This window comes from Nocardia sp. 852002-20019_SCH5090214, assembly GCF_001665865.1.
GTDB lineage: Bacteria > Actinomycetota > Actinomycetes > Mycobacteriales > Mycobacteriaceae > Nocardia > Nocardia nova.
In genome coordinates this window covers 368,272-379,259 of sequence record NZ_LZMK01000368.1, presented here as the reverse complement: position 1 = coordinate 379,259, position 10,988 = coordinate 368,272, and the positions used below count along the sequence as shown (strand labels likewise).

General features: G+C 69.2%; 10 protein-coding genes and 1 pseudogene. 5 read left to right on the top strand and 6 right to left on the bottom strand.

Features of this window, described 5'->3' with window-relative positions; all coding sequences use genetic code 11:
- From A5780_RS30210 to A5780_RS30195, 4 genes and pseudogenes are all read right to left on the bottom strand, one after another.
- Positions 1 to 361 (bottom strand): annotated as a pseudogene (locus A5780_RS30210) (hypothetical protein); the annotation flags it as partial.
- Positions 358 to 1,653 (bottom strand): ABC transporter substrate-binding protein, encoded by a 1,296-nt coding sequence (locus tag A5780_RS30205; protein WP_064910625.1) that lies wholly within the window; start codon positions 1,651 to 1,653, stop codon positions 358 to 360. The pseudogene A5780_RS30210 and the gene A5780_RS30205, both read right to left, overlap by 4 nt.
- A gap of 100 nt (positions 1,654 to 1,753) precedes the next feature.
- Complete coding sequence (locus A5780_RS30200) at positions 1,754 to 2,995, bottom strand: SPFH domain-containing protein (protein ID WP_063015045.1); 1,242 nt, start codon at positions 2,993 to 2,995, stop codon at positions 1,754 to 1,756.
- On the bottom strand, positions 2,995 to 3,426 hold the full coding sequence (locus tag A5780_RS30195) for an NfeD family protein (RefSeq protein WP_030514511.1): 432 nt from the start codon (positions 3,424 to 3,426) through the stop codon (positions 2,995 to 2,997). The genes A5780_RS30200 and A5780_RS30195 overlap by 1 nt, the downstream gene beginning before the upstream one ends.
- Before the next feature lie 177 nt (positions 3,427 to 3,603).
- Here A5780_RS30195 and A5780_RS30190 point away from each other — a divergent pair, with 177 nt between their 5' ends.
- The 4 genes from A5780_RS30190 to A5780_RS30175 all read left to right on the top strand — a co-directional run bounded on the left by A5780_RS30190 (position 3,604) and on the right by A5780_RS30175 (position 7,725).
- The gene (locus tag A5780_RS30190) at positions 3,604 to 4,425 is read left to right on the top strand and encodes a DUF3097 domain-containing protein (protein WP_064904733.1); all 822 of its coding nucleotides are present in this window, start codon (positions 3,604 to 3,606) and stop codon (positions 4,423 to 4,425) included.
- 58 nt (positions 4,426 to 4,483) lie between these two features.
- Positions 4,484 to 5,389, top strand: a complete 906-nt coding sequence (locus tag A5780_RS30185; protein ID WP_063015041.1) for a dienelactone hydrolase family protein — start codon at positions 4,484 to 4,486, stop codon at positions 5,387 to 5,389.
- Entirely contained in the window at positions 5,386 to 6,783 is a 1,398-nt protein-coding gene (locus A5780_RS30180; RefSeq protein ID WP_104362587.1) for a glycoside hydrolase family 27 protein, read from the top strand. The genes A5780_RS30185 and A5780_RS30180 overlap by 4 nt, the downstream gene beginning before the upstream one ends.
- A gap of 126 nt (positions 6,784 to 6,909) precedes the next feature.
- A complete protein-coding gene (locus A5780_RS30175; protein WP_064910548.1) occupies positions 6,910 to 7,725 on the top strand; it encodes an acyl-CoA thioesterase domain-containing protein in 816 nt (271 codons plus the stop codon).
- A gap of 164 nt (positions 7,726 to 7,889) precedes the next feature.
- On the opposite strand, the gene A5780_RS30170 is transcribed toward A5780_RS30175, so the two are convergent.
- Both A5780_RS30170 and A5780_RS30165 read right to left on the bottom strand, forming a co-directional pair.
- Complete coding sequence (locus A5780_RS30170; protein ID WP_082976801.1) at positions 7,890 to 8,957, bottom strand: NAD(P)-dependent oxidoreductase; 1,068 nt, start codon at positions 8,955 to 8,957, stop codon at positions 7,890 to 7,892.
- Entirely contained in the window at positions 8,954 to 10,024 is a 1,071-nt protein-coding gene (locus A5780_RS30165; RefSeq protein WP_064910546.1) for a diacylglycerol kinase, read from the bottom strand. Before A5780_RS30165 ends, A5780_RS30170 begins: the two co-directional genes overlap by 4 nt.
- Before the next feature lie 215 nt (positions 10,025 to 10,239).
- On the opposite strand from A5780_RS30165, the gene A5780_RS30160 reads away from it, so the two are divergent.
- Positions 10,240 to 10,980 carry a glucose 1-dehydrogenase gene (locus A5780_RS30160; protein WP_064904737.1) on the top strand — a complete coding sequence of 247 codons (741 nt, stop codon included), beginning with the start codon at positions 10,240 to 10,242 and terminating at the stop codon, positions 10,978 to 10,980.
- The last annotated feature ends 8 nt before the right edge of the window (positions 10,981 to 10,988 follow it).

Below are 10,988 nucleotides of genomic sequence, written 5' to 3'. Positions count from 1 at the left end.
GTGCCTGGCGGCGGAAAACCGTCGGCCACAATCGGTTTCGCAGCAAACTCCAGCGGCCCCGCACGGCCGCCGCCACCACCGCGCGCACCGCGTCGTCCCCGCGCCACAGCATCGTGCTGGCCGCCACCAGGACCACCAGCAACGCACACCAGCCGACCATCTCCCACTGGGCGCGGACCGCGGTCCAGACCGTGGTGGCGGCCGGTCCCACCAGCAGCAGCAGGATCAGCAGCAGTGCGGGCAGCTGCGCCGGCCACATCGACCACCGCCTGGGGTGGCGGCCCGGGATCACCGGACCGGCGATCCGCGTGAGCGCCGGCTCCAGATCCAGCCCGTGAGCGTGGATGTGCCCGGCCGTCATCGCGCTCTCCGTTCGAACTCGTCGAGTGCGCGCACGGCGTGGTCGACCGCTTCGTCCAGTCGCTCGGCGTGGCCGTCGCCGACGGTGATGAGCAAATCGGTCAGTACCCGCCACAGGCCGTCGCGGCGTCCGGCGGCGCCGATGAGGTCGGCGAAATCGAAGGCGGTCCACGAATGCAGCTCGCCCGCAACAGGTTCCAGCATCAGCGGGTGATCCGGGACCGTGCGCGGGCTGGGCGCCAGGAAGCCGCCGTAGTCGCCGATCCAGGCCGAGACGGCGGCCGGTGCGGTCAGGGCGCCGAGCACCGGTATCGCATCGTGGGCGCCGGCCGCGGTCGCGACGATCACGTCGCCGCCGCCGATGGCCGGGCGCGGACCGCCGGGCGCCACCGCCGGAAAGGGCATCACGCCCACGGCATCGGCGGGCCGGTTCGCCCGGCGCAGGCAGCTGCGCACGATGGGTTCCGCGAAATCGGGCGCCACCACCATCGCCGCGGTGCGCCGTTCGAACACCTCGCGCACCGATTCCGGAAATTGCCGGGTCAGGGTCGCGGCGATACCGCCCGGAAAGGTGTCGCGCGGTGCCCACAGCGTGCCCAGTCGGTACAGGGTCGCCCGCACCGCGTCGCGATCCCATTCCCGCGGGCGGTCCGGTTCGCCGGCGGAGGCCAAATCCTGGTAGTCCCAGGCGGATTCGCCGTAGAGGATGTTGCCGAACAGGTCGGCCAGCACCCAGCCGTCGGCACCGCCCAGTGCCAGAGGACGGCGGGTGGTCGCCGCGGCGATGCGTTGCGGCCACTGGGAGACGGTCCAATCACGCGGGTCGTCGCGCGGGCGGTCGCCGCCGAAGGCGTAGCGGTCGTACCACACCAGCGATTTGTCGGCAGCCTTGAACGGAATGCCGTAGAGCGCATCGTCTTTCCACAGCAGCGAGCGCCACTGTTCCGGATAGCGCGGGCCCGCCGCGTCGTGCCACAACGTGGGCGGCAGCGCCCGCAGCACCCCGCCCGCCAGCTCGCCGATCCGGCCGACCTCGGGCAACATCACCAGATCGGGTGCGGAGCGGCCGCGCGCCTGCAGGGCCGTATCGATGTCGTCGCCGAGCGGCAGCACCGCGACCGTGGCACCCAGCCCCGCGTCCTCCAGTACCCGGCGGAACGCGGCCAGCTCGGATCCGCTCCAGGGCACCGCGATACGCACCGAAGCGGGGTGGCCGAACAGCACTCCGGGTGCGCACGCGGTCAGCATCGGCGCCAACACCGTGGCATGCAGCACCGCCCGCCGTGTCGCCATCGCCACCCCCGAGTCCGCGTGCCGTGCACCGAAATTCGAATGCCGGTCCGCATGATATGCGGACCGGCATTCGGATCATCGCTGAAATACGGTTACCCCGTTAACGTCCCGGATATTCCGGCGGCTGCCACGGGCGCCCGCCAGCATCGCCGGGGCGCGGCGCCGGTTGCTGTTGCGCCGGCGGCGACGGCGGAATGGGCGCGCTCTGCGGCGGCAGATGCCGGGGCTGATTGGGCGCGACCAGCGGCGAATCGACCGGTGTGGCCGCCGCGGCCTCGGCGGCGCGCACCGCTCGCTCGGCGGCCGGGTCGGTTTTGATGTCGAACCAGTCGGCGACTTCGTCGGCGTCGTCGTCGGGCGCGTTCGCGGCGCCGTCCTCACTGGGCTCGTAACGGAAGACGCCGTCCTCGCCCTGGGTGCCGAAGTTGCGAGCGAACCCTTCCAGTGCCTTGCCGAAGTCGCTGGGCACCATCCAGACCTTGTTGGCATCGCCCTTCGCCACCAGCGGCAGTGTCTGCATGTACTGGTAGGCGAGCAGTTCCGGGGTCGGTTTGCCGGATTTGATGGCGGCGAAGACCTTTTCGATCGCCTTGGCCTGGCCCTGCGCCTGCAGGTAGGCGGCCGCACGTTCACCCTGGGCGCGCAGGATCCGGCTCTGCCGCTCACCTTCGGCGGACAGGATGGCCGACTGCTTGGAACCTTCGGCCGCGAGGATCTGCGACTGCTTGGCACCCTCGGCCGTTTTGATCTGCGCCTCGCGATTACCTTCCGCGGTGAGGATCATCGCGCGCTTCTCACGGTCGGCCTTCATCTGCTTCTCCATCGATTCCTGGATCGACGGCGGCGGATCGATGGCCTTCAATTCCACTCGCGCCACCCGCAGGCCCCAGCGGCCGGTCGCCTCGTCGAGGACGCCGCGCAACTGCGAGTTGATCTGGTCGCGCGAGGTCAGCGTCTCCTCCAGGGTCATACCGCCGACCACGTTGCGCAGGGTGGTGATGGTCAGCTGCTCCACCGCGGCGATGTAGTTGCTGATCTCGTAGACCGCGGCCTGCGGGCTGGTGACCTGGAAATACACCACCGAGTCGATCTGCACGGTGAGGTTGTCCTGGGTGATCACCGGCTGCGGCGGAAACGAGACGACCCGTTCGCGCAGGTCGACCTTGGCGCGGATCCGGTCGGCGAACGGGACCAGGAATGTCAGCTGGCCCGATACGGTGCGCGAATATCTGCCCAGCCGCTCGATCACCGCGGCCTCGGCCTGCGGTACCAGCGCGATCGACTTGAAGACCACCACCGCGACCAGCACCACGATGACGATCGCGACGATCAGTACAGCCATTACGGCCCCTTCCAGACGACGGCGTGCGCGCCGTCGATCTTCATGACGTAGACGGTCTCACCCTCGGCATATTCATCGGCCGGGTCGAACGGGCGTGCACTCCACACCTCGCCACCGATCTTCACCTGACCGCTGTTCTCGTTCACCGGCTCCAGCACCTTCGCCGTCTTTCCCGGCAACGCATCGACATTCGTCGGCGTGGGCGGTGGAGTCGCGAAGCGGCGCAACAACATCGGGCGGACGACGAACAGCAGCCCGATGGCGGAGATGGCGAACACCACGGCGTCGATCACCACCGACGTCTGCGCGATCCCGGCAACCCCCGCAGTGATCAACGCCGCCCCGCCCAACATGAGCAGCGTGAAGTCACCGGTGAGCATCTCGGCTGCGGCGAGCAGAATTCCCGCGACCAGCCATACGATTGCGGCCACGAGTCAACCGTACCGTGCCTGTCCGTTTTTCCGCGCCTTTAAGCGGACGAGTCGAGCGGAAACACGCCGGTCACCGGTCCGGATCCGGTGGGCGCGAGCCGTCGTCGGCCGGACCGCACCGCCGCTCGTGGTCTCGCCTCCCGCCGAACGGCAAGGGAAACAGGTAGTTTCGGCCGGGTGAGTGCGCGCGACTACGGTGACATCTATTCCGGACACGCTCGAACCCGCAAGCGCGCGGTACCGCAGGTCGTCGCCGAACGCGATCTCGTCGCCGAGGACGCGGCCAGCGGATTCTGCGGCGCCGTGGTCGGTTTCGAGCGCACCTACGACGGCGACTTCGTCAAACTCGAGGACCGTGGTGGAAGGGTCCGGTTGTTCGCCTTGCGGGAGGCGGCGTTCCTCATCGACGGCCGGCCGGTGACGCTGGTTCGTCCGACAGCGTCCGCGCCGGCCGCGCCCACCCGCTCCGCCTCGGGTTCGACGCGGGTGGAGGGGCTGCGCGCCCGCGTCGCGCGCGCCAGCCGGATCTGGGTCGAGGGCGTGCACGACGCAGCGCTCGTGGAACGCGTGTGGGGGCACGATCTGCGCGTGGAGGGCGTGGTCGTGGAGCATCTGGAAGGCCTCGACCATCTCGCCGAGCGTCTCACCGACTTCCGCCCGGAGCCCGGCCGCCGGGTCGGGGTACTGGTCGATCACCTGGTCACGGGGTCCAAGGAGACGAATCTGACCACCGGCCTCGGCCCCCACGTCCTGGTGACGGGTCATCCCTACATCGATATCTGGCAGGCGGTGCGTCCACAGGCCCTCGGTATCGAGGCCTGGCCGCAGGTGCCGCGCGGTGAGGACTGGAAGACCGGTGTCTGCCGCCGCCTCGGCTGGGGTACCCCGTCGGAGGGCTGGCGGCGGGTCTACAACGCCGTCGACAGCTTCCGCGATCTGGAGGCGCCGCTGCTGGGCGCGGTGGAACAGCTCATCGACTTCGTCACCGAACCGGAGTGAGGACGCCGGTTCGCCGTACGCGTGCCGATCCACAGGTTGCGTGGTTACGCTGGCCGGTATGACGCCGCTGCAGCGCTACATCGCAGAGGAGATCGGTACCGACCACGCCGAGGGCCTGCTCAGCCGCCGGGAGGCGCTGCGACGGCTGAGCCTGCTCGGGCTAGGCACCCCGGCCGCGGTGGCGCTGCTGGCCGCGTGCGCGCAGCGCTCCGGCACCCCGGCGGGGACGACGAAGCCCACCGCACCGGCAAGCTCGGCCCCACCACCGGGAACCGCGACCGCGGTTCAGCCCACCACCGCGATCACCTTTCCCGGCCCCGACGGCCGCACCCTGCAGGCCGCCTGGGCCGCCGCGGCGCAACCTCGCGGCGGCGTCCTGGTGATCCACGAGAACAAGGGCCTCACCGACCACATCCGTTCCGTCGCAGGGCGTTTCGCCGGAATCGGCTATTCCGCGCTCGCGGTGGATCTGCTCTCCGAAGAGGGCGGCACCACCACCTTCACCGACCCGGCCGCCGCCACCGCGGCACTCGGCAAGGCACCGCAGGACCGTTTCATCGCGGATCTGCAAGCCGGTGTGGCGGAGCTGGGACGCCGGGTGCCGGGAAAGAAGCTGGGCGCCACGGGTTTCTGCTTCGGCGGCGGCCTCACCTGGCTGTTGCTCACCCACGGCACCCGGGAACTGGCCGCGGCCACGCCCTTCTACGGTCCGTACCCCGGTGACGACGACATCACCACGGCGACGGCGGTTCTCGCGGTGTACGGCGCACTCGACAAGCGTGTCGACGCCACCCGGCCCGCGGCCGAGGCGGCGTTGAACCGTGCCGGCGTGCCGCACGAGATCTTCGTCGCCGACAACGCCAATCACGCGTTCTTCAACGACACCGGCGCGAACTACCAGCCCACCGCGGCCGCCGCCGCCTGGCAGCGCGTGACCGACTGGTACGCGCAGTATCTCGGTTGAGGCGCGCCGGTGCGATCAGGCTCGCGGTCCTCGCGGCGGGTCTCGTCGCGGCGGGTGCGGCGATGTCCGGGAGCGCGGTGCGTCCGCCGTTGTTCGAGCCGGCCGCCGTGCGGGCGACTCCCCCGATGGGGTGGAATTCCTGGGATTCCGGAATCGCGCTGACCGAGCAGTCGGTGCGGGAGACGATCGACGCGATGGTGTCGAACGGTATGCGTGACGCCGGCTATCGCTACGTCGATCTGGACGCGGGCTGGGCTGCGCCGCAACGGGATTCGTCGGGTGATCTCGCGGCGGACCCGATCCGGTTCCCGCACGGCATCGCGGCGGTGGCCGGCTACGCCCACGAACACGGTATGTATCTGGGTCTGTACGCCAGTCCGTTCGACGAGATCTGCGGGCAGTCCCCCGCTACCGCGAGTCGCGGCCACGAACTGCAGGATGCGCGGCGATTCGCACAGTGGGGTGTCGACCTGCTCAAATACGATTGGTGCCGGACCGATGCGAACCACGACGAGCAGGTTCGCGATTTCGCCCGGATGCGCGACGCGCTGCGATCGACCGGACGCGGCATCGTCTACATGATCAACCCGAACAGCTCGGCGGACGCCCGCGCGGGCGTCGACTACGACTGGTCGGGCGTGGCGAATTCGGCCCGCAGCACCGACGATCTCATCCCGATGTGGCGCAACACCTTTCCCGAGCCCGATATCGGCGGATTCGACACCACGTCGGTCCGCGGTGTCGCCGATGAGGCGCAGGCCGCCCTGCAGGCCCGGCCCAGCCGTCCGGGATACTGGCCCGACCCCGACATGCTCGTCTCCGGACTGTCGATGTCGCAATTCCTCGGAGCCCATCTGGACGGTCTGCCCGGAACCGCCGTGCGCCGCTCGGCACTCACCGCCGCCGAGACCGCCTATCTGGCTCGGCGGTTGGGGATATCTCCGGACACGCTGGCGATGCTGCGCGATACACGCACCCTGTCACCCGCCGAGGAGCAGGCGCATCTGTCGTTGTGGGCGATGCTGTCCGCCCCGTTCATCGCGGGAAACGATGTCCGCACGATGAGCGAGCCCACGCGCGAGCTGCTCACCGATGCCGGTGTGATCGCCATCGACCAGGACCCTCGGGTGGCGCCCGCGGCACCGCTGCGCCGCGATCACCGAATCCTCACCAAACCGCTGGCCGACGGTTCGGTCGCCGTGGCGCTGGTCAACCCCGGCGACCAGCCGCTCACGCTCGCGACCACCGCCGCCGAAACCGGTCTCGCCCAGGCATATTCGTACACGGTGCACGACATCTGGACCACGACGACCACGGTGACCGACGGCCGTATCGTCGCTCCGGACATCCCCGCACACGGCGTGGCGCTGCTGCGGATCACGCCCACCGGCTGAGATGTCCGGGCTGCCGTGGACCCATCGCCGACAACCGCGCGGATCGCGCCGTTCCGGACGTGCCAGCTGTAACGTGTTCCAGGACTGGACTTTCCAGCGAACGGACCGGAGGGGAATCGGATATCGATGGTGAGCTTCTTTCGTGAAGACGGCGGCCGACTCGTGGCTCAGCCGCTGGCGGTCAGCCCCTGGACGCCGACGGGGCTGGCGGGAACCGGCGTATGCGGGCTGCTGGCCCGGGAATTGGAAGTACACTGCCCCGACGGGTTCGTCCCGGTCCGGTTCACTGCCGACCTGTACCAGCCCGTGGCGAACGCCGCCGTCGAGCTGAGCAGTACCGTGGTTCGCCGGGGCACCCGGATTTCCCTCGCCGACGCCTCGCTACGGCAGGACGGGCGAGAGCGCGCTCGGGCGACGGCCGTCTTCCTGGCCACCGGTGACGAGCCGCCGGGCGAGGTGTGGCATTCCGAGGAGGAGTTACCGATGCCGCCGTACGGATGCACTTCACCGGAGGGATCGCCGCCGCTGTTCAAGAGCGGCGACCGCGAGTGGACCGGAGATTTCGCCGCGAACCAGAATTCCGACCGCAAGATCGCGTGGCACAGCCTGCCACCTCTGGTCGCGGGCGAAGCGATCACCCCTTTTCAGCGCGCCGCGATCCTCGGCGACGGCACCAATCACGTCTGCCACTGGGGTTCGGACGGCGCCGGCTACATCAATGCCGATGTGACGGTGAATCTTTCCCGGTTGCCCCGCGGACACGAACTCGGGGTACGCGCCGACAATTCGATCGCCACGGCCGGTATCGCCATCGGCGTCGCCACGCTCTACGACCGCACGGGCCCGGTAGGCACCAGCGTCATCAGCACCCTTTCCAATGCCCGCCGTCGCATCGATTTCGCGCGCACCTCCGCCGCCGAAATCGGCGGCGTTGCCAGCTGATTCGCCCACTCTCCTATCGCGCCCGCGCGGCCTGGTGTCCGGTGGCCGGGCCGAGCATGGGCTACTCACTGCACAGCGGTGTGTGCTCGGTCGAACATGTCGCGACTCGGATCGTCTATCGATGACATGCGGCCGGATCCGCATCGCGTGCGGGCATCGTTGAGTCAGGGGCGATCCGGCTGCGGGTCGCCCAGCCTGGCGTGGATCGCGCCCCATGGGTCGGCGAATGTGTGCGCGCCGTCGCGGTACGGCGACAGGCGGCCGAGATACCATCGCATCACCGGCGCGAACGGACGGGTGAGAAGCCGCATTCGGCCTGTTCTGCTGCGGATTTCGGCGAGCATGTCCGGAAACGAGTGATGCTGGAAGCGCAACACCTCCTGCGAGCGGCCGGTATCCATCCAGTCCGTCGCGAACCAGTCCGCATCGCTGTCCGGGTTCCCGTCCAGCCCGCGCGGAATGGCCCCCGGTAATCCGGAGGCGGCGGCGATCGATGCGCCGATATCGCTCTGGCGCAACCGATGTGACGCGTCGCCGCCGATGAGGAAGACCTCGCGCACGGACGGCGTGACGGTCGCGGCCGTGAACGCGGCGGCCACATCGCGCACATCGACCGTGTTGATCCGTCCGTCGGCGGGCAGCGCCGCCTCGAAGGCGAGCATGTCGGCGTGCAGGCCGAGCATCGGCTCGATGGTGAGCACGCCGCCGAGCCGCAGGATCACCCACTCCAGCCCCGACGACCGCACCAGCTGCTCGGCTTCCGCCTTGTGCGCGCCGTACAGATCGGCCGGCCGCACCGGGGTGTCGGGCGTGAGCAATTCGCCGGACCGATGCGGGTTGCGCGAACCGTAGACCGCGATACTCGACGCGAGGACGAACCGCGGCGGCGCGGTGAGCTCGGCCGCGGCATCGAGCAGCGTCGCCGTGGCATCGACGTTGACCGCACGGGCGAGGCCACGACGCTGGTAACAGACCGGCGGGATGATCGCGGCGAGGTGGACGATCGCGCGGGGGCGCACCGATCGCAGCAGGTCGCGAACCTGGTGTGGCACAGTCAGATCGGCCCACCGCACCTCGACCCCGGCACCGGCGGACTTGCGCGCGGCGCGGCGGTTGGCCGGGATGTCGAGGTCGGTCGCGACCACCCGCACCCCCTCCGCCGCGAGGGCGCGCACCAGCGCGGTGCCGACGAGTCCGAAAGCGCCGGTGACGAGAATCGGTCCCGAAGTCACTCCGACACCACGCTTCCGGCGATCAGCGGCAGGTCCAACGCGGTGCGGATTCCGGCGGGGGCAGCGACCACAGCGGGGATGGCATTGACGATCCGGCACGCGGCGGCGACGATCGCCGCGTGATTGTGGTCGCCGTGGCGGCTGGTGGGACAGATGTCGACGGTATAGGAGGGCTCGCCCACGATCTCGACCCGATAGGACCCGCCCGGCTGCGCCGGCTGCGGCCAATCGGGACGCAGATCGCTCCGCAGCCGGGTGGTGTGCTCGATGACGATGACCGGGCGGCCCTTCACCAGTCCGCGGATCTCGAAATGTATTGCCGCGACCGACCCTTCGGGCACATGCCCGGCCGCGATGTCGAAGCTCTCCGGCGCCGGTTCCCGTTCGTAGGATTCGGTGATCTCGTCGACGGTGATGCCCAGCCCCGCCTCCAGTTGCCGGATCGTCGTGCCCCAGGCCATGCCCAGCACGCCGGGCTGCAGCAGCATCGGCACCTCGTCGAGGGGTTTACCGAATCCCATGACGTCGAACATGACCGTCGCGCCGTCATAGGTGGCGTAATCGGCGATCTCCGAACACCGCACCTGTTCGATGTCGCGGCAGGTGCCGGCGAAGGCGAGCGGGATCAGATCGTTGGCGAAACCGGGATCGATACCGGTGATGAAGATGCTCGCTTCCCCCTCGCGCGCGGCCTCCTCTAGCGGGGCGAAGAACTTGTCCGGCAGCACCTTCCACGGATATTGCAGCAGTCCTGGGGCCGACCCGACGATATCGACGCCGGCGGCGAGGATGCGGCGGCAGTCCTCGAGGGCTTCCAGCAGCCGGGTATCGCCCATCGCGCAGTAGACCGCGCAGTCCGGGCGCAAGGCGAGTAACTCCGCCAGGTCGCCGGTGGCGCGGACACCGGTGGTGACGTGCAGCCCCGCCAGTTCGCCGGCATCCTTGCCGACCTTCTCCTTCGTCGAGACGCACACGCCGACCAGTTCGAAGCGCGGGTCGTCGATCAGGCCGGCCAGTGCGAGCCGGCCGACGTTGCCGGTGCCGATGTGCACGACACGGATGGGCATTCATTTCTCCTCGGGTCGCTGCGGCCCAGCGCCGCGCGGTCGGGGTCGGCGTCGCCGCAACACCGTCGGACGACCACGCGAGCCACCGCCGGACATCTGTCTGGACAGTACTACGATTATTCGGCGGCGGACACCGGATTCCCGGCGCACGCCACGGTCAGAGCCCTGGAACAGTGTCTAGAACATGTTCCAGTTTGCATGGTAGCGTCACCGGCATGGGACGTGTAGACGGCAAAATTGCACTCATCAGCGGGGGCTCGCGAGGTATGGGTGCGGCCCATGCGCGACTGCTCGTCGCCGAAGGCGCGAAGGTCGTGATCGGGGACATTCTCGACGACGAAGGCGCCGCTCTGGCCGGCGAACTCGGCGATGCCGCGCGTTTCGTGCACCTCGACGTGACCGAACCCGAGAACTGGGCGACGGCGGTGTCCACAGCGGTCGGCGAATTCGGCAAACTCGACGTGCTGGTCAACAACGCGGGCATCGTCAACGGCAACTCGCTGCGCAAATTCGAACTGGAACAGTGGCGCCGCATCCTCGATGTGAACCTGACCGGAACGTTTCTCGGCATGCAGGCCGTGGTCGATCCAATGATCGCCGCCGGCGGCGGATCCATCGTCAACGTCTCCTCGATCGAAGGACTGCGCGGCGCGCCGTGGGCACACGGCTATGTCGCCTCCAAGTGGGGTGTGCGCGGCCTGGCCAAGTCGGCCGCACTGGAGTTGGCGCCGCACAACATTCGCGTGAATTCGCTGCACCCCGGGCTGATCCGCACACCCATGACCGCCGCCATCCCCGACGATCTGGTGACGATTCCGCTGGGCCGCCCGGCACAGCCCGAGGAGGTGGCGACCTTCGTGCTGTTCCTCGCGAGTGACGAATCCTCGTACGCGACGGGCTCGGAGTTCGTCGTCGACGGCGGTCTGGTGACCGCGGTGCCGCACAAGACCTCCTGACCCCGGAC

Excerpts from the sequence above, each read along its gene's own strand:
- A5780_RS30200 (WP_063015045.1), bottom strand. The coding sequence starts at position 2,995 with ATGGCTGTACTGATCGTCGCGATCGTCATCGTGGTGCTGGTCGCGGTG.
- A5780_RS30160 (WP_064904737.1), top strand. The coding sequence starts at position 10,240 with ATGGGACGTGTAGACGGCAAAATTGCACTCATCAGCGGGGGCTCGCGA.
- A5780_RS30205 (WP_064910625.1), bottom strand. The coding sequence starts at position 1,653 with ATGGCGACACGGCGGGCGGTGCTGCATGCCACGGTGTTGGCGCCGATG.
- A5780_RS30165 (WP_064910546.1), bottom strand. The coding sequence starts at position 10,024 with ATGCCCATCCGTGTCGTGCACATCGGCACCGGCAACGTCGGCCGGCTC.
- A5780_RS30175 (WP_064910548.1), top strand. The coding sequence starts at position 6,910 with ATGGTGAGCTTCTTTCGTGAAGACGGCGGCCGACTCGTGGCTCAGCCG.
- A5780_RS30185 (WP_063015041.1), top strand. The coding sequence starts at position 4,484 with ATGACGCCGCTGCAGCGCTACATCGCAGAGGAGATCGGTACCGACCAC.